Annotated in this window: 20 protein-coding genes and 3 pseudogenes; 8 read left to right on the top strand and 15 right to left on the bottom strand. The window is 72.5% G+C overall.

Annotation, left to right across the window (positions count from 1 at the left end):
* Positions 1–39: 39 nt before the first annotated feature.
* The gene (locus HTV45_RS26610) at positions 40–225 is read left to right on the top strand and encodes a hypothetical protein (RefSeq protein ID WP_215208429.1); all 186 of its coding nucleotides are present in this window, start codon (positions 40–42) and stop codon (positions 223–225) included.
* A 130-nt stretch (positions 226–355) separates the two neighbouring features.
* Here HTV45_RS26610 and HTV45_RS26605 read toward each other — a convergent pair.
* Positions 356–874 (bottom strand): annotated as a pseudogene (locus HTV45_RS26605) (GbsR/MarR family transcriptional regulator); the annotation flags it as partial.
* Here HTV45_RS26605 and HTV45_RS26600 point away from each other — a divergent pair.
* Positions 871–1092, top strand: a pseudogene (locus HTV45_RS26600) (ABC transporter permease); the annotation flags it as partial. The pseudogenes HTV45_RS26605 and HTV45_RS26600 overlap by 4 nt on opposite strands.
* A 120-nt stretch (positions 1093–1212) precedes the next feature.
* The gene (locus HTV45_RS26595; RefSeq protein WP_215208428.1) at positions 1213–1596 is read left to right on the top strand and encodes a hypothetical protein; all 384 of its coding nucleotides are present in this window, start codon (positions 1213–1215) and stop codon (positions 1594–1596) included.
* Between the two features lie 67 nt (positions 1597–1663).
* Here HTV45_RS26595 and HTV45_RS26590 read toward each other — a convergent pair whose 3' ends face one another.
* Entirely contained in the window at positions 1664–3307 is a 1644-nt protein-coding gene (locus tag HTV45_RS26590; protein WP_215208427.1) for a DNA repair helicase XPB, read from the bottom strand.
* A gap of 139 nt (positions 3308–3446) precedes the next feature.
* Positions 3447–6260, bottom strand: a complete 2814-nt coding sequence (locus HTV45_RS26585) for a helicase-associated domain-containing protein (protein WP_215208426.1) — start codon at positions 6258–6260, stop codon at positions 3447–3449.
* 118 nt (positions 6261–6378) lie between these two features.
* Here HTV45_RS26585 and HTV45_RS26580 point away from each other — a divergent pair, with 118 nt between their 5' ends.
* Positions 6379–7377 (top strand): hypothetical protein, encoded by a 999-nt coding sequence (locus HTV45_RS26580; RefSeq protein ID WP_215208425.1) that lies wholly within the window; start codon positions 6379–6381, stop codon positions 7375–7377.
* Between the two features lie 107 nt (positions 7378–7484).
* Here the strand turns inward: HTV45_RS26580 and HTV45_RS26575 are convergent, their stop codons facing one another.
* The 4 genes from HTV45_RS26575 to hrcA form a co-directional block, all read right to left on the bottom strand.
* Positions 7485–8225 (bottom strand): 16S rRNA (uracil(1498)-N(3))-methyltransferase, encoded by a 741-nt coding sequence (locus HTV45_RS26575; protein WP_215208424.1) that lies wholly within the window; start codon positions 8223–8225, stop codon positions 7485–7487.
* Positions 8222–9295, bottom strand: a complete 1074-nt coding sequence (locus HTV45_RS26570) for a nitronate monooxygenase (RefSeq protein WP_215208423.1) — start codon at positions 9293–9295, stop codon at positions 8222–8224. The genes HTV45_RS26575 and HTV45_RS26570 overlap by 4 nt, the downstream gene beginning before the upstream one ends.
* 89 nt (positions 9296–9384) lie before the next feature.
* Positions 9385–10524: a molecular chaperone DnaJ gene (gene dnaJ, locus HTV45_RS26565; protein WP_215208422.1), complete on the bottom strand. Its 1140-nt coding sequence runs from the start codon at positions 10522–10524 to the stop codon at positions 9385–9387.
* Positions 10524–11540: a heat-inducible transcriptional repressor HrcA gene (gene hrcA, locus HTV45_RS26560; protein ID WP_215208421.1), complete on the bottom strand. Its 1017-nt coding sequence runs from the start codon at positions 11538–11540 to the stop codon at positions 10524–10526. The genes dnaJ and hrcA overlap by 1 nt, the downstream gene beginning before the upstream one ends.
* Before the next feature lie 145 nt (positions 11541–11685).
* Between hrcA and HTV45_RS26555 the strand changes: the two genes are divergently transcribed.
* Together HTV45_RS26555 and HTV45_RS26550 are read left to right on the top strand one after the other, a co-directional pair.
* Positions 11686–12420: an MBL fold metallo-hydrolase gene (locus HTV45_RS26555; RefSeq protein ID WP_215208420.1), complete on the top strand. Its 735-nt coding sequence runs from the start codon at positions 11686–11688 to the stop codon at positions 12418–12420.
* A gap of 34 nt (positions 12421–12454) precedes the next feature.
* On the top strand, positions 12455–13264 hold the full coding sequence (locus HTV45_RS26550) for a DUF3097 domain-containing protein (RefSeq protein ID WP_215208419.1): 810 nt from the start codon (positions 12455–12457) through the stop codon (positions 13262–13264).
* Between the two features lie 13 nt (positions 13265–13277).
* On the opposite strand, the pseudogene hemW reads toward HTV45_RS26550, so the two are convergent.
* The 3 genes and pseudogenes from hemW to HTV45_RS26535 all read right to left on the bottom strand — a co-directional run.
* Positions 13278–14471: pseudogene (gene hemW / locus HTV45_RS26545) on the bottom strand (radical SAM family heme chaperone HemW); the annotation flags it as partial.
* Between the two features lie 27 nt (positions 14472–14498).
* The gene (locus HTV45_RS26540) at positions 14499–16610 is read right to left on the bottom strand and encodes an ATP-binding SpoIIE family protein phosphatase (RefSeq protein ID WP_215208418.1); all 2112 of its coding nucleotides are present in this window, start codon (positions 16608–16610) and stop codon (positions 14499–14501) included.
* A 237-nt stretch (positions 16611–16847) separates the two neighbouring features.
* Positions 16848–17243 (bottom strand): hypothetical protein, encoded by a 396-nt coding sequence (locus HTV45_RS26535; protein ID WP_215208417.1) that lies wholly within the window; start codon positions 17241–17243, stop codon positions 16848–16850.
* 424 nt (positions 17244–17667) lie between these two features.
* On the opposite strand from HTV45_RS26535, the gene HTV45_RS26530 reads away from it, so the two are divergent.
* Positions 17668–17859, top strand: a complete 192-nt coding sequence (locus tag HTV45_RS26530) for a DUF397 domain-containing protein (protein WP_215208416.1) — start codon at positions 17668–17670, stop codon at positions 17857–17859.
* 58 nt (positions 17860–17917) lie between these two features.
* Here the strand turns inward: HTV45_RS26530 and HTV45_RS26525 are convergent, their stop codons facing one another.
* Both HTV45_RS26525 and lepA read right to left on the bottom strand, forming a co-directional pair.
* The gene (locus tag HTV45_RS26525) at positions 17918–19792 is read right to left on the bottom strand and encodes a long-chain fatty acid--CoA ligase (RefSeq protein ID WP_215208415.1); all 1875 of its coding nucleotides are present in this window, start codon (positions 19790–19792) and stop codon (positions 17918–17920) included.
* Between the two features lie 248 nt (positions 19793–20040).
* Positions 20041–21909: a translation elongation factor 4 gene (lepA, locus tag HTV45_RS26520; protein WP_215208414.1), complete on the bottom strand. Its 1869-nt coding sequence runs from the start codon at positions 21907–21909 to the stop codon at positions 20041–20043.
* A 255-nt stretch (positions 21910–22164) separates the two neighbouring features.
* Between lepA and rpsT the strand changes: the two genes are divergently transcribed.
* Positions 22165–22431, top strand: coding sequence for a 30S ribosomal protein S20 (gene rpsT / locus HTV45_RS26515; protein ID WP_215208413.1), 267 nt, complete (start codon positions 22165–22167; stop codon positions 22429–22431).
* A 327-nt stretch (positions 22432–22758) separates the two neighbouring features.
* Here the strand turns inward: rpsT and holA are convergent, their stop codons facing one another.
* Genes holA through HTV45_RS26500 form a run of 3 tightly spaced genes read right to left on the bottom strand, consistent with a single transcriptional unit; the run spans position 22759 to position 24914 of the window.
* Entirely contained in the window at positions 22759–23748 is a 990-nt protein-coding gene (gene holA / locus HTV45_RS26510) for a DNA polymerase III subunit delta (protein ID WP_215208412.1), read from the bottom strand.
* Positions 23749–23803: 55 nt separating this feature from the next.
* Positions 23804–24049: a hypothetical protein gene (locus HTV45_RS26505; RefSeq protein WP_215208411.1), complete on the bottom strand. Its 246-nt coding sequence runs from the start codon at positions 24047–24049 to the stop codon at positions 23804–23806.
* 25 nt (positions 24050–24074) lie between these two features.
* A complete protein-coding gene (locus tag HTV45_RS26500) occupies positions 24075–24914 on the bottom strand; it encodes an arylamine N-acetyltransferase (protein WP_215208410.1) in 840 nt (279 codons plus the stop codon).
* Positions 24915–24988: the final 74 nt, after the last annotated feature.

Raw genomic sequence — 24988 nt, 5'->3', positions numbered from 1 at the left:
CCGATGCCCGTACCGGGGCCGGAGAGCAACCATGGACATATGAGCGCAGCGACCGTCAATCCCACCACACCGCCGGTCCGGCCGACCGGCGCGACCCCGGTCCAGGGCAGTCATCCGCACCGCGTCGGCGATGCCCTGCGTGCCGTCAAGGTCTTCCTCGGCGCCGCCTTCGACGTGCTCGTCCTGGGCGAGTACGGCGAGGAAGCGGGCATCCGCCGCAAGTAACCGCCGTCCCGGGCCGGCGGCCCGCCGTGCCCGCGGCCGTCGGTCCACCCCGGCCCGAACACGGGCCGGCCGCCTGCCCTCGGCCCGGCGCGGTCCGGCCGTCCACCCCGGTCCGAGTGTGGCCGGCCGCCTACTCCTGATCCGCACGCGGTTCGCCGGTGTCCTCCGAGGCCGCTGCGGGTTTCGTGTGCAGCACCTCGCGTGCCTGCTCGGCGGCGTGGGCGATGGTCTCGGAGATGAAGTCGAGGAAGCGGGCGGCGTTCTCCGGACGCGTGGCGGCCGGTGTGCGGGGCCCCATGACGCCGACGCCCTGCCGTGACGTCTCGGCGATCTGCGCGGTGGACCGGGCGCCGGCCATCATGGACCGGTACCAGATGTCCTCGTCGAAGCTGTAGCGCTCACGTCGGCCCTGGTCCCGTTTCCGGCGGACGAGGTCCTGGCCCTCCGGGAACGTGACCCCCTTGGAGATGGATGCCGGGCTGACCCGGAGGCGCTGCGACAGTTCGGCGGCGGTGAGGCTGCCGCTGTCGGTGAGGGTCAGGCAGGCCATGATCCGGGCCATCGTCCTGGGTGTGCCCGACGCTGTGAAGGCGGTCGTGAGCGTTTCCTCGTACGCGCGCACGGCGTCCGCGTCGCGTCCGTGATCCTCTGCTGTCCAGCGCCTTCGTCCCGGTCGACGGGATGCCGGGCTGGTTCCGGCCCGTCGCCGAGTACCAGCCCTTCACCCCGGCGATCGAGACCCTGCGGGGGCTGCTGCTCGGCACGGAGATCGGTCACCACGGATGGCTCGCGGTGGCCTGGTGCGTGGGACTGGCCGTGCTCGGTTACCTCTGGTCGGCCGCCAGGTTCGGCCGTGACCCGAAGTAGCCCCGCCTCCCTCGGTCTCCCCTCGCACACGGGTCCGCGTACCGGGTGAGTACGCGGACACGCACCGAAGTGAGTATCCGGGCGGGTACGCAGGCGTTCCCCGCCCGGTTCACTGGCCGTATGAACCAGTACCCCGCCTCCGCTCCCGTGTCACCGGTTCAGCAGTACCGGGCCGAGCGGGACCCCCGTGCCTGGGTGGCGCCCGCCGTCGCCACCGCGCTCGGGGTGATGCTGGCGCCCACGGCGTTCCTGTTCGGCGCGCTGTCCGTCATGGCGACCGACAGCTGCGGTCCCGACGACTGTTCCGACGCCTTGACGACCACCCTGGCCGTGATCTTCGGGACCCTGGTCATCGGCGGCATCCTCGCGGTCGCCGCCTGTCTCACGTCCTGGCTGCTGCCCTGGACCCGCCGCTGGACGGTGACGCGCGCCTGGCTGGCCGGGCTGTCGCTGCTGCCCTGGCTGGTCGTCCTGGCGCTGGTGCTCAACCTTCCCGAGGGATGACCGCGGACGCCGGCGGACACGACGAAGGACGGCCGCGGGTGACCCCGGAGGAGAGTGGACGACCGCCTCAGTTCTCCGTCAGCAGCTCGTCCGCGTCCATGATCCGGTACGCGTACCCCTGCTCCGCGAGGAACCGCTGGCGGTGTGCCGCGAAGTCCTGGTCGATGGTGTCCCGGGCGACCACGGAGTAGAAGTGGGCCTTGTGCCCGTCCGCCTTGGGCCGCAGTACCCGGCCGAGCCGCTGTGCCTCCTCCTGCCTAGAGCCGAAGGTTCCCGACACCTGGACGGCCACGGTCGCCTCCGGCAGGTCGATCGAGAAGTTCGCGACCTTGGACACCACCAGGACGCTGATCTCGCCCTGCCGGAACGCCTCGAACAGCTTCTCCCGCCGGGCGTTGGAGGTGTCGCCCTTGATCACCGGCGCGTCCAGGTGCTCGCCCAGCTCGTCCAGCTGGTCGATGTACTGCCCGATGACGAGGATCTGCTGTCCCGCGAACCGCCGGACGATCGCCTCCGTCACCTTCTGCTTGGTCGCCGTCGTCGAGCAGAAGCGGTACTTCTCCTCCTGCTCCGCCGTCGCGTACGCCAGCCGCTCGGAGTCGGTCAGGCTGACCCGGACCTCCACGCAGTCGGCCGGGGCGATGTAGCCCTGGGCCTCGATCTCCTTCCACGGCGCGTCGAACCGCTTCGGGCCGATCAGCGAGAACACGTCCGACTCGCGGCCGTCCTCCCGGACCAGGGTCGCCGTCAGACCGAGCCGCCGCCGGGCCTGGAGGTCGGCGGTGAACTTGAAGACGGGCGCGGGCAGCAGGTGCACCTCGTCGTAGAGGATCAGGCCCCAGTCCCGGGAGTCGAACAGCTCCAGGTGGGGGTAGACGCCCTTCCGCCTCGTCGTCAGCACCTGGTAGGTGGCGATGGTGACGGGCCGGATCTCCTTCTTCGTCCCGCTGTACTCGCCGATCTCCTCCTCGGTCAGCGACGTCCGCTTCACCAGCTCGTGCTTCCACTGGCGGGCCGAGACGGTGTTGGTGACCAGGATCAGTGTCGTCGACTTGGCCTGTGCCATCGAACCGGCGCCGACCAGCGTCTTCCCGGCGCCGCAGGGCAGGACGACCACACCGGAGCCGCCGTGCCAGAAGTTCTCCACGGCCTGCTTCTGGTACGGGCGCAGCGCCCACCCGTCCTCGACCAGCTCGATGGGATGCGCCTCACCGTCCACGTACCCGGCGAGGTCCTCGGCCGGCCAGCCCAGCTTCAGCAGCGTCTGCTTGATCTGCCCGCGCTCCGAGGGGTGCACGGCGACCGTGTCCGGGTCGATCCGGGCGCCGACGAGCGGGGCGATCCGCTTCGAGCGCAGTACCTCCTCCAGCACGGGCCGGTCGGTGCTGGTGAGGACGAGACCGTGCGCCGGGTGCTTGAGCAGGCTGAGCCGTCCGTAGCGGTCCATGGTGTCGGCGATGTCGACGAGCAGCGCGTGCGGCACCGGGTAGCGGCTGAACTGCACCAGCGCGTCCACCACCTGCTCGGCGTCGTGCCCGGCCGCCCGCGCGTTCCACAGACCGAGCGGGGTCAGACGGTAGGTGTGGATGTGCTCGGGCGCCCGCTCCAGCTCGGCGAAGGGGGCGATGACCCGACGGCAGTCGTCGGCCTGCTCGTGATCGACCTCGAGAAGGAGGGTCTTGTCGGACTGGACGATGAGCGGACCATTCACGCGCGGCTGCCTTTCTGCGACGGGCTCGGCACGGGCACAGCTCGGCCAAACGTCCAGTTTGCCTGATCGGCCGCCGCACGGGGACGACGAGTGACAGCGGCCACACGTGTCAGGCCCGCGCGGATCCGGCCCGGCGCGGTCAGCCCTCCTCCTCCGCCGGCTCCGCGACCCCCGTGATCCGGTGCAGCGGATACGTACGGACCTCGTCGGCGGTGTGGTCGTACGCCGTGACGCAGCCGCCCTCCACGCGCACCGGGGCGATCACGCGCCGGCTCGCCGCGCCTTCGGCGTCGACGTGGCCGATCCACAGCGTCTCGCCGGTGAGGACGGCGGCCTGCAGGGTGGCGAGGGTCTCGGCGGCCGTCGTACGGGGCAGCTCCCCGCGCTCGCCGGGACGGTCACCGGGAGCAGGCCTGCGGGGCGCGGTGGCGGCACGGTCGCCCGCGCGGACGGCGCGGACCGCCGCGTCGAGCAGCGTCTCGTCGGGGGCCGGCGGCCCGTCCGGCACCGGCTCGGGCGGGGTGCGCGGCGGCGTGCGGTGGGCGTCCGCGCGGGCGATCAGGACATCGCCCTCGGCGGACTCGGCGGCCGGCGCGAAACCCATCGCGCGCAGCCCGGCCAGCAGCCCGGCCGGATCGGCCCGCGCGGCCAGCACGGTCGGCGCGAGCCTGCGCAGGCCCAGTCCGGCGGCCCGTTTGTCCGCGAGGATCTCGCCGAGCACCGCGTCGTCGTCGCAGCGGACGTACGCCGAGGCGGCACCCACCCGCAGATGCCCGTGCCTGCGGGCCACGTCGTCGATCAGGTACGCCAGTGGCTGCGGCACCGGCGTACGGGAGTGCGCGGCCAGGAAGGCGTGCAGGTCGGCGGCCGTCCGACCGGAGTCGAGGGCGCGGCGCACGGAGCCGGGCGTGAACCGGTAGACCGTCGCGCCACCCTTCGATTCCACGTCCGCGAGAACCCCCAGCACGTCCGCCAGCGGCCGCTCCAGCGGTCCCGGCGCGACCGCCGTCAGATCGGCCTGGAGCAGGACGTGGTCCAGCGGCTCGGGCAGCAGCGGCGTGAGCAGCCGGGCGGCGGCAGCCGCGGCGGCCCCCTGCGCGGCGGGGGAGAGCGGCGCCGGCGCCGGGGCGGGCCGGTGATGCACGGGCAACTTGTCACCCGGCCCCCGGGGCTGCGCCTCCACCGCCGGCTCGGGCCGCCGCGGCGCGGGCGCGCCGATCAGCGCCCGCCCGTGCGCCGAGAGGGCGCCGCGCCCGGTCACCCCGAGCATTTCGGCCTCTCCCAGCGCCCACCGGGCCAGCCGCGCCCGCAGATCGTCGCCACCGTCCCCCGCCCCACGCCCGCCGGCACCGGAATACCCGGCCGCCGGCCCCCGCCCGCCCGGACCGGGGTATCCGGTGGCCGGCCCGTGCCCGCCCGCGCCGGCATGTCCGGACGCCGGCCCGTGCCCGCCCTCGCCCGCGTAGGCCCCCGCCCCGGATCCCGCCGTGCCCCCGAACCCGGCGCCGTGCTCGCCGCCCGCCGGTGCGGCGAACCCGCCCCGGCCGGTCTCCGCCGCCGCTGCCGGGGCACCCCCGGCCCCGCCCCGCCCCCCGCGCGGTGGCCGCTCCCATCGCAGGCGGGCCAGTACCGAGTCGGCCGACGGGGCGGCTCCCTCCGGGAGGGACGCCAGCAGGGTCAGCACCCGGTGCCGTACCTCCGGTGCCGCCGAGCGGTCCAGGCCGGGGCCCAGCGCCGACAGCGGGTGGTCCTTCGCGTCCCGCCCGCCGACCAGCCCCGCCGTCCGCGTCGCCGTCAGCCACGCCGTGGCCAGCCGCGCCCACCGCTCCCCGTCCGGAAGCTCACGCCACGCGTCGTACGCCGGCGTCGCCGCGTACCGCTCGGACGCCTCCCCGTCGGAGGCCAGCAGCCCGGCGGCATAAGCCAGTTCGGCCCAGAACGCGGCCACCGGCTCGGTCACGTCCAGGGCCGCGGCGGTCCGCTTCAGATCCCGCACGCTCAGCCCGCCGGAGCGCAGCACCGCCGGCCCGCCCTCGTGCCAGTCCTTCAGCAGCTCCTCGACCGTCGCCACCGCCGTGTACGCCTGCCCGGCCGCCGTCGCGTCCACCACCTCCGGACGGTGCGTGGCGGTCGGCTCGACGGGCGGCGGCACCGGCTCCGGCGTCGGGTGCGCCCGCCCGGCCCGCAGCCGCAGCGCCACCTCGCGCGGCAGCACGACCGTCCCCGGCGCCGTCGGCAGCAGCAGTCCCCGGTCGAGGAGCCAGCGCAGCCGGGGCGCCGGATCCGCGGTGACCTGCCCGTACGGTGGCCCCCAGACCAGCCGCTCCAGCACCTCCACGGACTCCGCCGGCGCCTCGTCGAGCAGCGCGGACATCCGCGCGGGGTCGTTGAAGAGCTCCGTCAGCGCGGTGACGGCGGAGACGGAATCGTGCGTGGACGGCAGTCCCGCCGCCATCACGATCTCCTGGATCCGCCCCGGCGACATCCCCGCGGTGGCCTCCCGCACCGTCGGACCGAGACCGGTCGGCGACGGATGCTGCGGCGACGGCGCCAGCAGCTCACGGGCCGTACGCACCAGCCGAAGCCGGTCGTCACCGCCCCACACCAGAGCCTGCTCCCGCAGCACGCCCAGCGCGTGCGGCAGCGCGGCGGACACCGCCGGATCACCGTCGTCACCCGCCAGCAGCCCGAGCAGTTCGCCGTACGACGCCGGGTCCGCCGCCACCGCCAGCGCCTGCGCCGTCTGCAGCGTGAACCGGTCCAGCCGCTCCAGGGCCCGCACGACCGAGGCGCGCGTGCCCGCCCGGGTGGCGAGCTGGGTGAGATCGGCGGGCACGGGCGTGATGAGATCCGGCCGGCCGCGCAGCAGGGCGGCCAGGGAGACGTCGTCCCGCCCCCGAAGGGCCTCGGCGAGGGATCGGGGGGCCGCCGCGGGCTTCTCCTCGGTGCTCATCCGCCTCACGTTAGCGCTTGGTCACGTCCGTGGGGTGTCCCGGAGTTGGGCCGGCCGGTGGCACTCGCGATACCTTCGGGCGACGGTGTCCAGGCGCATCCGTCCCGGAGGGGACTTCGTGGCTATCGAGAGTGACCAGGTCGTCTACGAGTATCTGAGCCGTGTCGGCGATGTCGCGCAGCAGCGGCAGCTGCCGTCGGCGGCCCGCATGCGGCTGGTCGCCGAGCTGCGCGACGAGATCGACCGGCGCAGGTCCAAGGCGGTGGTCGACTCACCGGCCGCGGTCCGCCGCATCATCTCCCGCATCGGCACGCCGACCGAGGTCGTGGCGGCGGCGGAGACCGACGGCCCCGGCGCCGCCCCGAGCGACCCCGTGCGGCCCGCAGCCGTCCCGGAACAGCGGGAGCCGGAGCGCGGCGCCGCCGCCCGCGGTGACCGTCCGAAGGGCGTGCTGCGCCGGGTCGTCCCGCGGCCCCGCCCGGCCGAACCGGCGGACCCCGCCCCCACGTCCGTACCGTCCCCGCCGCACCGGGCCGGCACGGACGAACTGGGGGACAGCGCCGGCCGGCCCGACTGGTGGCGGGTGGACAACAGCGCGTTCGGCATCGGCGACGAGGTGCCGGGGTTCGTGGGGGGCGTGGAGATCCCCGAACTGCTCAAACCGCCGGCGCCGAAGGAGAAGGAGCCCGAACCGGAGACCTCCGCCGAGCCGGCCGACGTGGCGGACGCGGTCGGCGCCGCGCCGGGCCGCCGCCGGCTGCTGCGGCTGCCGGCCCGGCGCTGGAGCAACCCGCTGCTGCTGCTCGCCGCCGGGCTGCTGGTCGCGGGCGCGGTGCTGGGCAGCTGGTTCGCCCTGATCCTCGGCTGGCTCATCGCCTACGCCTCGCGGCGGCTCAGCCCCGCCGAATCGAAGGCGGCGGTGGTCATCATCCCCGGTCTCGCGCTCACGGGAGGTGTGCTGTGGCTGTGGGGCAGAACAGCGGGCCGCTGGGGCGAACCGATCGCCGAGGGACAGATGAGCGCGGCGATCGCCGAGACCTGGCCGTGGGTCATCCGCGGCGCGGCGGTGGCCTCCGCCCTCTTCCTCATCTGGCGCTCCCAGCGCCACCGAGGCTGAGCCTGCCGGCCGATGCATTCAGCCCCTCCGGCGTTTGAGGAGCGGGGTCCGGGGCGGAGCCCCGGTTTCGGGACGGGAAGGGGCGGCGGGGGCGAAGAAACCTCGGGTCAGGACCAGCGGCCCGTACGCCCCAGCAGCAGCGCCGCTGCCGCCGTACCCGCCGTCGACGTCCGCAGGACACTCCGCCCCAGTCGGAAGGCCCGCGCACCGGCCTCCTCGAAAACCGCCAACTCCTCCGGAGAGACGCCCCCTTCGGGCCCGACGACCAGCACGATGTCACTCCGGACGGGGAGTTCGGCGGTCGCCAACGGCTCCGTGCCGCTCTCGTGCAGCACCGCCCCGAACTCCGCTTCGGCCAGAAGTGAGGCAACCTGCCTGGTCGTCGCCGCGTCCGCGACCTCCGGGAAGCGCACCCGGCGGGACTGCTTGCCCGCCTCCCGGGCCGTCGCCCGCCACTTGGCGAGGGACTTCGCTCCCCGCTCGCCCTTCCACTGCGTGACGCACCGCGACGCCGACCACGGCACGATCACGTCGACACCGACCTCGGTCATCGTCTCCACGGCCACCTCGCCCCGGTCCCCCTTGGGCAGGGCCTGGACCACCGTCAGCCGGGGCGACTCCCCGGGCTCCTCGGTGACCTCACCGAGCCGCACGACCAGCCGGTCCTTGCCCTCGGCGGCGTCCACCTCGCCCTCGGCCCAGCGGCCCGCCCCGTCGGTGAGGACGACCTCCTCGCCGGCCCGCAGCCGCTTCACGGAGACGGCGTGCCGCCCTTCCGGGCCGTCGAGCACATACCGGCCGCCGCCGTCGGTGTCGAAGTGGCTGACGACGAACACCGGCGCGGTCACCGGGCACCTCCCGCCGACAACGCTGTCCGGGCCGCGGCCAGCTCGGCGGCCAGGACCTCCACCAGCTGCCCGGCGGGCAGCTCGCGGGCCATCCGGTGTCCCTGCCCCGCCCACAGCGCCATGCCCTGCGCGTCACCGGCCTTGGCGGCGGCCTTGCGCAGCGGCGCGGTGAGATGGTGGACGTCCGGGTAGGCGGCGGGCGCGTACGGGCCGTGCTCACGCAGGAAGCGGTTGGCCAGGGCGCGGGCCGGGCGGCCGGAGAAGGCCCGCGTCAGTTCGGTGCGGACGTACAGAGGGCTGGTCAGGGCCTGCTTGTGGAGGGCGTGGGCGCCGGACTCATGGGCGGCGACGAAGGCCGTACCGAGCTGGGCGGCGGCGGCACCGGCCGCGAGGACGGCCGCGATCTGGCCGCCGCGCATGATGCCGCCGGCGGCGACGACCGGGATGCCGACGGACTCGTGGACCTGGGCGACGAGGGACAGCAGCCCGACACCGGCGCCGTCCGCCTCCGGGATGTCCCGGTGGGTGCCCTGGTGGCCGCCGGCCTCCACGCCCTGCGCGATCACCGCGTCCGCGCCGGCCCGCTCGACGGCCCTGGCCTCCTCCGCGGTCGTGGCGTTGACCATCGTGTACGTACCGGCGCGGCGCAGGCTCTCCAGTACCTCGCGCGCCGGCACACCGAAGTGGAACGACACCACCGGCACCGGGTTGTCCAGCAGGACGGCGAGCTTGGCGTCGTAGCCGTCGTCGCGGCCGCTGTCGGGGTCGCCCGGCTCGGTCTCGTACCAGGAGGCCTCACCGGCCAGCTGGTCGGCGTAGACACCCACGGCGGCGGGGTCGGCGGTCTCCGGCTGCGGCAGGAAGAGGTTGACGCCGAACGGCCGCGCGGTCAGTCCCCGCAGCTGCTTGATCTCCTGGTACATCCCGTCCGCGGTCTTGTATCCCGCGGCCAGGAAACCGAGCCCGCCCGCCTCGGACACGGCGGCGGCCAGCTGCGGTACGGCGACACCGCCCGCCATCGGCGCCTGCACGATGGGGTGCGGGAAGAGATCGGTCGGTACGGAGGACATGACGGCATGTTGTCACGTCCCCCGAACAACTCCGAATCCGCCCTTCCCTCTGGCATAAGCCACTTTTCGGAGCGGACCCGCCACCGTTCTCAGCGCCCGTTGAACGCGTCCTTCAACCGCGAGAACAACCCTTGCTGCCCCGGCTGGAACGTGCCCTGGGGCCGTTCCTCGCCGCGCAGCTTGGCCAGTTCGCGCAGCAGGCGTTCCTGTTCGACGTCGAGCTTGCTCGGGGTCTGGACCTCGACGTGGACGATCAGGTCGCCCCGGCCGCCGCCGCGCAGGTGGGTGACGCCCCGGCCGTGCAGCGGGATCGACTGGCCGGACTGGGTGCCGGGCCGGATGTCGACCTCCTCCATGCCGTCCAGCGTCTCGAGCGGCACCTTGGTGCCGAGGGACGCCGCGGTCATCGGGATGGTGACCGTGCAGTGCAGGTCGTCACCGCGCCGCTGGAAGGTCGAGTGCGGGAGTTCGTGGATCTCGACGTACAGATCACCGGCCGGCCCGCCGCCGGGGCCGACCTCGCCCTCGCCGGCCAGCTGGATCCGCGTGCCGTTGTCCACACCGGCCGGGATCTTGACCGTGAGCGTGCGCCGGGAACGGACCCGGCCGTCACCCGCGCACTCCGGGCACGGGGTCGGGACCACGGTGCCGAAGCCCTGGCACTGCGGGCAGGGCCGGGACGTCATGACCTGGCCCAGGAAGGACCGCGTGACCTGCGAGACCTCGCCGCGGCCGCGGCACATGTCACAGGTCTGCGCGGTGGTGCCGGGCGCCGCGCCCTCGCCGCTGCAGGTGGTGCAGACGACCGCCGTGTCGACCTGGATGTCCTTGGTCGTCCCGAAGGCGGCCTCGTCCAGCTCGACCTCGATACGGATCATGGCGTCCTGGCCCCGGCGGGTGCGCGAGCGCGGCCCGCGCTGCGACGCCGTGCCGAAGAACGCGTCCATGATGTCGGAGAAGTTGCCGAAGCCACCGGCTCCGAATCCGCCCGCGCCACCGGCGCCGCCCGCCTGGGAGAGCGGGTCGCCGCCGAGGTCGTAGACCTGCTTCTTCTGCGGGTCCGACAGCACCTCGTAAGCGGCGTTGATCTCCTTGAACCGCTCCTGGGTCTTCGGATCCGGGTTGACGTCCGGATGCAGCTCGCGGGCGAGCCGCCGGAAGGCCTTCTTGATCTCCTCCTGCGACGCATCGCGGCGCACGCCGAGTACGGCGTAGTAGTCCGTGGCCACTACGACTCCGCCAGGATCTGTCCGACGTACCGTGCCACTGCGCGTACCGCTCCCATCGTTCCGGGGTAATCCATGCGGGTCGGTCCGACCACGCCGAGCTTGGCGAGTGCCTCGCCGCCCGAACCGTAGCCGACCGACACGACAGACGTGGAGTTGAGTCCCTCGTGGGCGTTCTCATGACCGATTCGGACGGTCACGCCCGGATCCTTCGCCTCCCCGAGCAGCTTGAGGAGCACGACCTGCTCCTCCAGCGCCTCCAGGACTGGCCGGATCACCAAGGGGAAATCATGGCCGAAGCGGGTGAGATTGGCGGTACCGCCGATCATCAGCCGCTCCTCGTTCTCCTCGACGAGCGTCTCCAGCAGAGTGGAGAGCACCGTCGAGACCGTACCGCGGTCCTCCGCCTCGAATGCCTCCGGGAGGTCCTCCACCAGGCCCGGCACATCGCTGAACCGGCGGCCCGCGACACGGCTGTTGAGCCGCGCCCGCAGATCCGCCAGGGACGCCTCGCCGAACGGCGCCGGACAGTCGACCATGCGCTGCTCGACCCGGCCGGTGTCCGTGATCAGCACCAGCATCAGCCGCGCGGGCGCCAGCGCCAGCAGCTCCACGTGCCGCACCGTCGAGCGGGTCAGCGACGGGTACTGGACGACGGCGACCTGCCGGGTGAGCTGCGCGAGCAGCCGCACGGTCCTGGCCACCACGTCGTCGAGGTCGACGGCGCCCTCGAGGAAGTTCTGGATCGCGCGCCGCTCGGGCGCGGTCATCGGCTTCACACCGGCGAGCTTGTCGACGAACAGCCGGTAGCCCTTGTCGGTGGGGATGCGCCCGGCGCTGGTGTGCGGCTGGGCGATGAAGCCCTCGTCCTCCAGGGCCGCCATGTCGTTGCGCACGGTGGCCGGGGAGACGCCGAGGTTGTGCCGCTCGGTGAGCGCCTTGGAACCGACCGGTTCCTCGGTGCCCACATAGTCCTGGACGATGGCGCGCAACACCTGGAGCCTGCGTTCACTGAGCATCGCGCGCACCTCCCGTAGCTGTCCGCGGCCTTCGCGTAACGGTTCTGGCACTCTTCGCACTCGAGTGCCAGACTTCCCCGGCCCAGTGTACGGCCGGGTAGTACACCCTGGGCAAGGCCGGGCGCCGTCCCGTTAGCGTCGACGCATGACCGTGACTTGGGAAGAGTCGGGATGGGAGCAAGTGGCGCCCGGGGTGGGCCGGCGCCGGCTGCCCGTGTGGGACTGCACGGCGGGGCTCGTGGTGGGCGCGGGCGGTGTCCTGCTCGTCGACGCGGGGTCCCGGCTGGGTGAGGGCGCACGGTTGCGAACTGAGGCGCACGCGCTCACCGGCCGCCGTGTGACACATCTCGCGCTCACCCATCCCCACTTCGACCACATCCTCGGGGCGGCGGCGTTCGCGGGCGCGGAGGTGTTCGGGGCGGTGGGGGTGGAGACCGCGCTGACGGGGCGCGGGCGGGAGGCACTGCGCGCGGACGCGGTGCGGTGGGGGCTGGACGCGCGGGAGGCGGAGGAGGCGGTGGACGCGCTGGTCACGCCCCGGCACGCGGTGTCCGGCGAGTGGACGCTCGACCTGGGCCCGGAGGGCGGCCGGCCGGTGCTGCTGGCGAACGTGGGCCCGGGGCACACCGCCCACGATCTCGCGGTGCTGGTCCCCGGCGATCCCGGGGTGGTCTTCTGCGGCGACCTGGTCGAGGAGTCGGGTGAGCCGCAGGCCGGGCCCGACTCCGTACCCGAACGGTGGCCGGCCGCGCTGGACCGGCTGCTGGCACTGGGCGGCGAGGAAGCGCGGTACGTCCCCGGCCACGGCGCGGTCGTGGACGCGGCGTTCGTACGGGCGCAGCGCGACGCCCTGGCGGCCCGTTTCGGCGTGTCGGAGTGATCACCGGGGCCGGGATCCTCGTATCGTCATCAGAATGCGCCGGTACTCCGCCGATCTGACCCCTCCGTGGAAGAAACCCCAGCCTCCCGTTCCCGAGGTCGCGGCCGAGCCCGGCCTGGTGGTGGAGGAGCCCGGCACCGGTTTCTGCGGCGCGGTGATCCGCTGCGAGGCGGGCACGGTGACCCTGGAGGACCGCTTCGGCAAGCACCGGGTGTTCCCGCTGGAGCCGCTCGGGTTCCTGCTGGAAGGGCGTGTGGTGACGCTGGTGCGGCCCGCTTCCGGCCCCCGGCGGCCCGCCCGCACGGCGTCGGGATCGGTGGCCGTCCCCGGTGCGCGGGCCCGGGTCGCCCGGGCGGGACGCATCTACGTGGAGGGCCGGCACGACGCGGAGCTGGTCGAGAAGGTGTGGGGCGACGACCTCCGGATCGAGGGGGTGGTCGTGGAGTACCTGGAGGGTGTGGACGACCTGCCGTCGATCGTCGAGGAGTTCGCGCCGGGGCCGGACGCGCGACTGGGGGTCCTGGTGGACCACCTGGTCCCGGGCTCGAAGGAGTCGCGGATCGCGGAGGCGGTCACGAGCGAGCACGCGCTGGTGGTGGGCCACCCGTACATCGACATCTGGGAGGCGGTGAAGCCGGCGTCGGCCGGCATCGCCGCGTGGCCGCGGGTGCCGCGGGGACAGGACTGGAAGACGGGGGTGTGCGCGGCGCTGGGGTGGCGGGTGGCGAACACCGGGGAGGCATGGCAGCGGATTCTCGGCTCGGTGCGGTCGTACAAGGACCTGGAGCCGCAGTTGCTGGGCAGGGTCGAGGAATTGATCGACTTCGTGACGACACCGGCCTGACAGACCCGTGTTCCCGCCCCCGCAGAGTGAGCACCGCACGCCCCTCCCCGTACGGCCCCTCGGCCAGCAGCCCGTCTCCGAGGGCACGGCGAGCCGCTTTCAGCCCCTCCGGACGGAGCAGCGAGAGAGGAACGCCCTCCACCAGCCGCAGCTCGAGCAGGATCCGCTCCACCCGCCGGTCCTCGTCCGACAGGACCTCCCGTCCCGCCCCCGGCGACCGCCCCTCCGCCAGCGCCCCCGCATACGCTCCCGGATGCTTGACGTTCCACCACCGCACCCCGCCCACGTGCGAGTGGGCCCCGGGTCCCGCACCCCACCAGTCGGCGCCCCGCCAGTACAGCTCGTTGTGCAGACAGCGCCCCGCTTCGGAGGTCGCCCAGTTCGACACCTCGTACCAGTCGAACCCCGCCCCCGACATCATCTCCTCGGCGATCAGATACCGGTCCGCGTGGACGTCGTCGTCCGTCATCGGCACCTCACCGCGCCGGATGCGGCGGGCCAGCTGCGTCCCCTCCTCGACGATCAGCGCGTACGCCGACACGTGGTCGGGGCCGGCGCCGATCGCCGCGTCCAGGGACGCCCGCCAGTCGTCGTCGGACTCCCCCGGCGTGCCGTAGATCAGGTCCAGGTTGACGTGCTCGAAGCCCGCCGCCCGCGCCTCGGCGACACACGCCTCGGGGCGGCCGGGGGTGTGGGTGCGGTCGAGCACCTTCAGCACGTGCTGCCGGGCGCTCTGCATGCCGAAGGAGACCCGGTTGAAGCCTCCCGCGCGGAGGGTCGCCAGGTAGGCCGGGTCGACCGACTCGGGGTTCGCCTCCGTCGTCACCTCGGCGTCCGCCGCCAGTCCGAACTCGTCCCGGACCGCGCCCAGCATCCGTACGAGGTCGTCGGCGGCGAGCAGGGTCGGCGTACCGCCCCCGACGAACACCGTGCGGACCTCGCGCGGATCGTCCCCCAGTACCTTGCGCGCCAGCCGGACCTCTTCGATCAGCGTCTCGGCGTAGTTGTCGCGGGAGGCCAGTGCCCCGCCGCTGCCGCGCAGCTCCGTCGCGGTGTAGGTGTTGAAGTCGCAGTAGCCGCAGCGGGTCGCGCAGTACGGGACGTGAAGATAGAAACCGAGGGGGCGGCCCGGGGCCCCGGCGAGCGCGGAGGCGGGCAGCGCGCCGTCGGCGGGGACGGGCTCGCCGTCGGGGAGTGCGGAAGGCATGTGCTCCATTGTCCCGCACCGGCCGTGTTACTCCGCCTGGAGCACCAGCAGCGCGAGATCGTCCGCGGGCGGCCGGGCCCCGAACTCGTGCACGAGCTGCGTGATCCGTTCCGCTATCGGCTCTGCGTCCATCCCCGCGCACGTCGACAGGGCCGCCGCGAGCCCGTCGCCGTCGTCGAACTGGCGGGTTCCGGAGCGCCGCTCGGTGATGCCGTCGGTGACGCAGAGCAGGGTGTCGCCGGAGTACAGCTCGAAGGTCTCGCTGGTGTAGGTGGCGTCCTCGACGACGCCGAGCAGGGTCTGCGGCTGGGCGACGCTGCGGACCGAGCCGTCGGGCTCGAGCAGCAGGGGCAGGGGGTGTCCGGCGGAGGCGACGGTGCAGCGGACACCGCCGTTGAAGGGGACCAGGTCGCCGTAGAGGAGGGAGAGGAAGCGGGTCTGGGGGCCGTCGCCGGGGGCGGTGGGGCGGGCGCCGGCGGCCACGAGCGCGCGGGCGGCGGCGTCGGCGGCCTCCGTGGCGTCGTCGAGGAGGAGCTGGTTGAGGCGGTCGAGGACGTCGGCGACGCGGTAGCCCTCGCGGGCCAGCAGCCGCAGCCAGGGCCGGGCGAGCCCGATGACGACGGCGGCCTCGGGGCCCTTGCCCTGGACGTCCCCGACGGCGAAGCACCAGCGGCCCTGACCGGCCGGGAAGAGGTCGTAGAAGTCGCCGCTCGGGCCGCCCTTGTCGCAGGGTTCGTAGACGAGGGCGCTGCGGACGCCGGGGATCTCGGCGACGGCGCCGGGCAGCAGACCGCGCTGGAGCACGGCGCTGATGGTGGCCTGGCGGGAGTACTGCCGGGCGGCCCCGACCGCCAGCGCCACCCGCCGGCCGAGGTCCTCCACGAGCCCGGTGATCTCGTCGGGGAAGCGTTCGATCCCGCCCCGCCCGATCACCAGCGTCCCGAGCGGCCGTCCGCCGACGGCGAGCCGGTAGGCAAGGGCACTGCCGGACACACCGGCACCGTCTCCGTCCCGGTCCCCGCCGTCCGGGACACCGGTCCCGCCGTCCGGCCCGCCCGGCCCGTCGGACATCCAGCCCGGCCCGTCACCGTCCGGCCCGCCACCGTCCGGCGCCCTGCCCGGCCACGGGTACGGGACGGGGCCCGGACTCAGCGGGTCGCCGGGGTCGGGCGGGTTGCGCCGCAGGGCCCGGCTCAGGGCCTCGATGTGGTGCTCGCCGGCGTGCCAGACACGGGCCAGGCGGGGGCCGTCGGACCGTCGGCGGCCCTCGTTCCAACCGCCGTGACCGGTCGTCTCGTCCTCCAGCCACACCGCGCACCAGTCGGCCAGCCTCGGCACGATCAGCTGTCCGGTGAGGGAGGTGACCAGGTCCTCGTCGAGCTGCCCGGCGAGCAGGTCGGAGGCCTCGGCGAGGAAGGACAGGGCGCCGCGCCCCAGCCAGGTCCCGTCCCGCCCGTGGCGGCGGGCGAGCCAGTCGTCGCCGTACGAGCCGGCGTGCCAGGTGTCCCGGCCGCCGGTGTGCACCTCCCGGTGACCGATCACATCTCGGGCGCCGAAGGGGGCGACCGGGTCCGGCGCGAGGCTCTCCGCCACCCTGAGGTCGTGTGCCTGTGACCGCTCCCCCGCGTACGCGTCGATCTGCTCACCGATCGTGCGGTCCCCGCCGGGCAGCCGCGCCCAGACGGTCTTCGTGCCGGGACGGTAGGTGATCCCCCAGGAGTCGGAGAGCGCGGCGACCAGGCGCAGTCCGCGCCCGTACTCCGGGGCGTCCTGCGCCGGCGGGGTCTCCGGTTCCCCGCCGCGCGGGGCGCGGGAGGGGTGCTGGTCGGTGACCTCGATGACGAGCGCGCCGGTCTCCTGCTCCAGCCGGCAGGTCAGCCGTGCCTCGGTGCCGGCGTGCACGACGGCGTTGGTGACCAGTTCGCTGGCGATGAGCGTGGCGTCGTCGCCCAGGCGGCCGGTGAGGTGTTCGGCGCCGGGCAGGGCGAGTTCCGCCCACTCGGTGAGTGTCTTGCGCAGCAGCGCCCGCGCGGATCCGGGCGCGAGCGGACTTCCGGACAGGGTCGCTTCCACCCGCGCGCACCCCCGTGCGTCGGGGGCGCACGAGGCGGTCTCCCGTTGGGTCGGAATGGCCCGCATGGGCGGCTCCCCGGGCAGTTCGTACGAAGAGATCTCGATCGCTGCCGACAGGGTGACAGACAGAGCCCGCCCATAAGCACTCGGTTACCGAAGTTGACCACTGCGAGCGACAGCAGCACCACGAATCAGACACTTACTTGACCGAAAAACGATCACATTCAGGCAACACCGAAGCCGGCTCCCCCACGATGTCCGCGGACATCGTGGGGGAGCCGGGCCATGCTCCGTCAGGAGACGTCAGCAGGTCGAGGAGGTGCTGATCTTGATGCCGGTGGCGCGTCCGTCGGTGACGGTGAACGAGGAGCTGGGAGGCATACAGCGCACCCGGGTCTCACCATTGAAGATGTAGCGGACACGAGCAACGTCGTCGTTGCGGGTGTTGACGACCGTCAGGTAGCCGTTTCTGGCGGGGACGTTCTGGTAGTAACTCGTGACGTCCTGGTACCTCTGGAAGTAGTTCCCGTAGTAGCTCAGCGAGTTGTAGAAGCACACATGCGGGTAGGGGCAGGTGCTGCCCAGGTCGTCCGCGGCGGCGGGCGGAGCACCGGTCATGGCGAATACGCCGGCCGCGGCCGTCGCGACGGAGACCAGGCGCGCTTTCCACCTGAACCGGACGTTCTTGGCTGATGCCATCTGTCACCTCTCAAAGGAGTGCCGGACCGGAGGTCCGGGAAGAGGACGCCTTCGCACCGCAGCAACGGTGATCAGGAAGCAAGGATCCTCGAAGTGGCAGCATAATGCCGCCGGTTGACAGGACCCTGCCCTGCGCCCGGTGGGCTGGAGCGCTACCGCGCAGGCCCCGTCGGTTCCGGGCCCGCGGACGGATCCGGTGTGCCGGGGACACCGCTCGGTGCCCACACACCCTTCTCGGAGGAACAGCCGGGGCTGACACCCCATCGGGCGGCCATCGCGTCCACGAGAACGGGCCCCACCCCCACCCGTCGTCCGGCCACGACGCCGACACCGGGACGGGCGGCCGTCCCGGCAGTCGGCGACCTCGGTCCGGACGATGCCGCAACTGCCCCATGGGGTACGGCAGCAGGATGCGGACAGAGCGATGAGTGCCGAAGACGCAGGACTCACCTGGCACAAGAACAGCTACAGCGGCAACGAGGGCGGCGCCTGTGTGGAGGTCGCGGTCGGCACCGCCGCGATCCATGTCCGTGACTCCAAGGACGTGGACCGGCCACACCTCTCCGTGCGCGCGGACGGCTGGGCCGCGTTCGTAGCCTTCGCGGCAGCGGACTGAGCGGGCGGGGGCGGGGGATCACCACCCGCCTCCGTCCCGCTCAGTCACGGAGTGGCCCTCACGCCTCGCGGGCGCCCTCGTACATCTCCTCGATGAGGTGCTTGTACTCGCGCTCCACCACCGGGCGCTTCAGCTTCAGGCTCGGGGTGATCTCGCCGTGCTCGATGTCGAGGTCACGGGGCAGGAGGCGGAACTTCTTGATGGTCTGCCAGCGCTGCAGGCCCTCGTTGAGCTGCTTGACGTAGCCGTCGACCATCTCGACCGTGACGGGCGCGGCGACGATCTCGGCGTACGGCTTGCCCTCGAGGCCGTTCTCGGCGGCCCAGGCGGAGAGGGCGATCTCGTCGAGGGCGATGAGCGCGGTGCAGTAGTTCCGGTCTGCGCCGTGGACGAGGATGTTGGAGACGTAGGGGCAGACGGCCTTGAACTGGCCCTCGACCTCGGCGGGCGCGATGTACTTGCCGCCGGAGGTCTTGATGAGGTCCTTCTTGCGGTCGGTGATACGGAGGTAGCCGTCGGCGGAGAGCTCGCCGATGTCGCCGGTGTGGAACCAGCCGTCCTCCTCCAGGACCTCGGCGGTCTTGTCGGGCAGGTTGTGGTAACCCTGCATGATGCCGGGGCCGCGCAGCAGGATCTCCCCGTCGTCGGCGATGCGGACCTCGGTGCCGGGCAGCGGCTTGCCGACGGTGCCGGTGCGGTACGCCTCACCGGGGTTGACGAAGGAGGCGGCCGAGGACTCGGTGAGGCCGTACCCCTCCAGGATGTGGACGCCGGCGCCGGCGAAGAAGAAGCCGATCTCGGGGGCGAGGGCGGCCGAGCCGGAGATGCAGGCGCGCAAGTTGCCGCCGAAGGCCTCGCGGATCTTGGCGTAGACGAGCTTGTCGGCGACGGCGTGCTTGGCGCGCAGGCCGGCGGGGGCGCTCGCGACGCCGGTGCGGCGGAAGTTGTCCTGGGTGACCTTGGCGTACTCGCGTGCCACCCCGGCGGCCCACTGGAAGATCTTGTACTTGGCGCCGCCGCCGGCCTTCGCCTTGGCGGCCACGCCGTTGTAGACCTTCTCGAAGATGCGGGGCACCGCCGCCATGTAGGTCGGGCGGACCTGCGGCAGATTCTCGATGATCTTGTCGACGCGGCCGTCGACGGCGGTGACGTGGCCGGCCTCGATCTGGCCGGAGATGAGCACCTTGCCGAAGACGTGGGCGAGGGGCAGCCACAGGTACTGCACGTCGTCGCCGTGGACCATGCCGGTCGCCGGGATCGCCTTGGCCATGTACGCCCAGCAGTCGTGGGGCAGGCGGACACCCTTGGGGCGGCCGGTGGTGCCGGAGGTGTAGATGAGGGTGGCGAGCTGGTCCCTGGTGATCGCCGCGACCCGCTCCTTGATCACCTCCGGTTCCTGCTGGAGCCGGGCGGCGCCGCGCTGCTCCAGTTCGGTGAGGGTGATCACGAAGTCGTCGGTCTCCACGCCCTCCGGGTCGATGACCACGACGCGGGTGAGCTCGGGCAGCTCGGCGCGCTTGGCCACAGCCTTGGCCGCCTGCTCGGCGTTCTCCGCGATGAGCACCCGGCTCTGGGAGTCGGACAGGATGTAGGCGGACTCGTCGGCGTTGGTCTGCGGGTAGATCGTGGTGGTGGCGGCGCCCGCGCAGAGGATCCCCAGGTCGGCCAGGATCCACTCGACACGGGTCGCGGCGGCGAGTGCCACGCGCTCCTCGGGTCCCACACCGAGCTCGATCAGGCCGGCGGCAATGGCGTGGACCCGTTCGGCGGCGCCCGCCCAGGTGAACGACTTCCAGTCGTCCGGGCCCTCTCCGGAGGCCGGCGGGACCGGGTAGCGGTAGGCCTCGGCGTCCGGTGTGGCCGCCACACGCTCCAGGAAGAGGGCCGCAAGGGTCTGCGGTCGGTTCTCGATCAGTGTCTGTGTGTCGCTCACGACGTCCTCCGGGGGCCCGCGACGGTGCGGCCGGCTCAGTGCGGCTAAGGGTTTCCTCGCGTCGTTGTTTAACTCGCGAGTAACTATCGAGCACGGACAGAGTAAAGGCCGACCGGCCTCGGCGTAAGGGGCCACGGCCTGTTACTTCGTACAGAGAGCTACCCGGCGGACGCGCGGGGCCCGCCGCACCGACGTGCGACGGGCCCGCTTTCCACCCGGTTCGCGGAGTGACCCGCGGTTACCCGGGGTTACTTCTTACCCTTGCCCGAGCCCGCGTTCTCGTCACTGGAGAGGACGGCGATGAAGGCCTCCTGGGGCACTTCCACGGAGCCCACCATCTTCATCCGCTTCTTGCCCTCCTTCTGCTTCTCCAGCAGCTTGCGCTTACGGGAGATGTCACCGCCGTAGCACTTGGCGAGGACGTCCTTGCGGATGGCGCGGATGGTCTCGCGGGCGATGACCCGGGAGCCGATGGCGGCCTGGATGGGCACCTCGAACGCCTGGCGCGGGATGAGCTCGCGCAGCTTGGCGACGAGCCGCACCCCGTACGCGTACGCCGCGTCCCTGTGGGTGATCGCGGAGAACGCGTCCACCTTGTCGCCGTGCAGCAGGATGTCCACCTTGACCAGGCTCGAGGTCTGCTCGCCGGTGGGCTCGTAGTCGAGGGAGGCATAGCCGCGGGTCTTGGACTTCAGCTGGTCGAAGAAGTCGAAGACGATCTCGGCGAGGGGGAGGGTGTAGCGGATCTCCACCCGGTCCTCGGAGAGGTAGTCCATGCCGAGCAGGGTGCCGCGCCGGGTCTGGCACAGCTCCATGATCGCGCCGATGAACTCGGTCGGCGCGAGGATCGTGGCGCGCACGACCGGCTCGTACACCTCGTCGATCTTGCCCTCGGGGAACTCGCTCGGGTTGGTGACGGTGTGCTCGACGCCGTCCTCCATGATCACCCGGTAGACCACGTTGGGCGCGGTGGCGATGAGGTCGAGGCCGAACTCGCGCTCCAACCGCTCGCGGATCACGTCGAGGTGCAGCAGGCCCAGGAAGCCGACGCGGAAGCCGAAACCGAGGGCCGCGGAGGTCTCCGGCTCGTAGACCAGGGCGGCGTCGTTGAGCAGGAGCTTGTCCAGCGCGTCACGCAGCAGGGGGTAGTCCGAGCCGTCCAGCGGATACAGACCGGAGAAGACCATCGGCCTGGGGTCCTTGTAACCGCCGAGCGCCTCCTCGGCGCCCTTGTGCATGCTGGTGACGGTGTCACCGACCTTGGACTGGCGGACGTCCTTCACTCCGGTGATGAGGTAACCCACCTCGCCGACACCCAGACCGTCGGCGGACAGCATCTCCGGGGAGTTGGTGCCGATCTCCAGCAGCTCGTGGGTGGCGTTGGTGGACATCATCCGGATGCGCTCACGCCTGTTGAGCTGACCGTCGATGACACGGACGTACGTCACGACCCCGCGGTAGGAGTCGTAGACCGAGTCGAAGATCATGGCGCGGGCGGGGGCGTCCTTGACGCCGACCGGTGCGGGGACCTCGGCGACCACCCGGTCCAGCAGCGCCTCGACGCCCAGACCGGTCTTCGCGGACACCTTGAGCACGTCGTCGGGGTCGCAGCCGACCAGGTTCGCCAGTTCCTCGGCGAACTTCTCCGGCTGCGCGGCCGGCAGGTCGATCTTGTTGAGCACCGGGATGATCGTGAGGTCGTTCTCCATCGCCAGGTAGAGGTTGGCGAGGGTCTGCGCCTCGATGCCCTGGGCGGCGTCGACGAGGAGGACGGTTCCCTCGCAGGCGGCGAGGGACCGGGACACCTCGTAGGTGAAGTCGACGTGCCCGGGGGTGTCGATCATGTTGAGGATGTGCGTGTCGTTCTTGTCGTGGGTCGGGGCCCACGGCAGCCGCACCGCCTGGGACTTGATCGTGATGCCGCGCTCACGCTCGATGTCCATGCGGTCGAGGTACTGAGCGCGCATCTGCCGCTGCTCGACCACACCCGTCAGCTGGAGCATCCGGTCGGCGAGGGTGGACTTGCCGTGGTCGATATGGGCGATGATGCAGAAATTGCGGATCAGCGCCGGGTCGGTACGGCTCGGCTCGGGCACATGGCTGGGGATCGCGGGCACGCAGGGTCCTGATTCTTGAGGCGTCCGCATACGTGTGCTTGTCCGTCTGCGGTCTCGGGTCGGATCGATACGTAGCTTCCATCGTCCCACGGGTACGGAGCGGAGACGGGTTTGGGCCGCCGTACGGGCCGCTGGTAGTGTGGGGGGCTGTGTCTCATGCCCTCTCGGTGCGAGGCACGCCTTCTGGAAAATCACCCGGTACCGGACCGTGCGGCTCCCGTGCGGCCCCGTGCCAGAACCTGTAGAGGCTCATTCGTGGCGAACATCAAGTCCCAGATCAAGCGGAACAAGACCAACGAGAAGGCGCGGCTGCGCAACAAGGCCGTCAAGTCCTCTCTGAAGACCGCGATCCGCAAGGCCCGTGAGGCCGCTGCCGCGGGTGACACCGAGAAGGCCACCGAGTACCAGCGCGTCGCCGCGCGTCAGCTCGACAAGGCCGTCTCCAAGGGCGTCATCCACAAGAACCAGGCCGCCAACAAGAAGTCGGCGCTGGCTACGAAGGTCGCGGCCGTCAAGGGCTGAACAACCCTTTGATCTGACCGCCGGCGGGACCCCGGGCGGGCCCTCTCTCATCCGCCCCCGGCCGGCACCCCGAGCTCGTACGCGGCCTGCGTTCGCCACGCGGGTACGGGCTCAGCAGCTTCATCCGAAGGCCCCGCCCCTCGCCCTTCCCCAGGGTGACGGACGGGGCCTTCGGACGTCCGGTGCCAGAGCTCCGCGCCGGATGGCTCCACGACGCCGCACGGGACCACACGGCGGACGGGACCAGGACGCGCGGGACCAGGACGCGCGGAGCCAGGACACGCGGGGGGGCCGAGAGGGCGACTCGATCAGCCCGGCCGGCGCGGCCTACGCCCGTCCCCTCGAGCGAGCCGCCCGCGCGATGGTGACGACCGCCTTCTCCAGGACGTACTCCGGGTCGTCCCCGCCGCCCTTGACGCCCGCGTCCGCCTCGGCGACCGCGATCAGCGCCACGGCCACGCCGTCCGGAGTCCAGCCGCGCATCTGCTGGCGCACCCGGTCGATCTTCCAGGGCGGCATGCCCAGCTCGCGGGCGAGGTCGGCGGGTCTGCCGCCGCGCGCCGACGACAGCTTGCCGATCGCCCGTACTCCCTGGGCCAGCGCGCTGGTGATCAGTACCGGGGCGACCCCGGTCGACAGCGACCAGCGCAGGGCCTCCAGGGCTTCCGCCGTACGTCCCTCGACCGCCCGGTCGGCGACCGTGAAGCTCGACGCCTCTGCCCGCCCGGTGTAGTACCGGCCGACGACCGCCTCGTCGATGGTGCCCTCGACGTCCGAGATCAGCTGGGACACCGCCGAGGCCAGCTCGCGCAGATCGCTGCCGATGGCGTCGACCAGCGCCTGGCACGCCTCCGGGGTGGCCGATCTGCCGGCGGCCCGGAACTCGCCCCGGGTGAAGCCCAGCCGGTCGGCCGGCCTGGTCATCTTCGGGCACGCCACCTCGCGCGCCCCCGTCTTGCGCGCCGCGTCGAGCAGACCCTTGCCCTTGGCACCGCCCGCGTGCAGCAGGACGAGGGTGATCTCCTCGGCGGGCGACCCGAGGTACGCCTTCACGTCCTTGACGGTGTCGGCGGACAGATCCTGCGCGTTGCGTACCACCACGACCTTGCGCTCGGCGAAGAGCGACGGGCTGGTCAGCTCGGCGAGGGTGCCGGGCTGGACCTGGTCCGGTGTCAGGTCGCGGACGTCCGTGTCGGCGTCGGCGGCCCTCGCGGCGGCCACCACCTCCCGCACGGCACGATCGAGCAGCAGGTCCTCCTGGCCCACGGCGAGCGTCACCGGGGCGAGGAGGTCGTCGGATGCGGTCTTCCTGGCCATTGCGGCAAGCATCCCACGCACCACCGACAACGCCGCCCCGCCCCGGCGGTCCCGGCTAGGGCTCCTCCCGCCAGCCCTCCCACCGGGCCACGAACGCGTTCAGCTCACCGGGGTCCAGCCGCTCCCCCTCGTCGCGCAGGAGGACGAGCCACTGCGCGTCCTCCGCGTCGTCCTCACCGGCGAGCGCGTCCCGCACCAGCCGCGGCTCCTCGTGCACCCCGAACCGTTCCCCGAGTGCCTCGGCCACCTCCTCCGCGCTGTCACGGTCGGGCAGCACCAGCACATGTCGCACATCACTCACACGGACCATTGTCCGGCACCGGAGGTCAGGCGCCCCGCCCGGCGTCCCGCACCGTCGGCACCGTGTCCAGCACGATCCCGAACCGGTCCCGGTAGAGCGCGAGAACTTCCTCGTCCGTCTCCGTCTCCCGTTCCCGCCGGGTCCCGTCCGGAGCGGTGACGGTGAACCGGCGGCCGCCGAGTGTGATCCGGCCACCGTCCCCGGTGATCCGCGAGCAGACGAGCGAGCGGGTGAAGCGGGACGCCGGCGAACTGCTGTGCCACCAGGCCCCGGCCGTGAAGTCACCGAGCGCCCTGGGCCGCACCTCCAGGCGGTACACCGGCCGGCCGTCCCGGATCACGTCCAGGTCCGCCGCGTCCGCCGTACCGTGCCCGCCGCGCACCCCGGCCGCGTCGGCCCCCGCCTCGACGATCCGGAACGTGCCCCCGGGGTCCTTCTGCTCGCCCCGCTCCCCGAGGGCGAGGGGGAGGTGGAAGTGCGACCCGAAGCCGACGTCTGCCAGCCAGTCGCCGCCGTCCACCGTCCGTACCCGCAGGGCGAGATGGTCGTAAGGGATGCCCGGCCGACCCTCGTCGTCGTACACCCGCGCGGCGAGCAGGGTGACGTCGTAGCCGAGGGCGGTGAGCAGCACGCCGAAGGCGCCGTTGAGTTCGTAGCAGAACCCGCCCCGCCGTGCCTGCACCACCTTGTCCAGCAGCCGTTTCCCGTCCAGCACGATCTCCTCGCCGAGATGGATGGACAGGTTCTCGAACGGCACGGTCCGCAGGTGCCGCAGGTGCAGTTCGCGCAGTGCGTCCACGGTGGGCCGGTCGGGCGGTGCGGCACCCAGGCGATGCAGGTAGTCGTCGATCCGTGTTGCGTCCATGTCCTCAGTCTGGCGGGCGGGCGTGCCATGCGCGGCGGGAACCACATCCCGCCTCCACACGATCACGGGACGGC

This window comes from Streptomyces sp. CHD11, assembly GCF_018638295.1.
Taxonomy (GTDB): Bacteria; Actinomycetota; Actinomycetes; order Streptomycetales; family Streptomycetaceae; genus Streptomyces.
The sequence above is the reverse complement of the archived record's forward strand: the minus strand, read 5'-3'. Positions and strand labels throughout refer to the sequence as shown.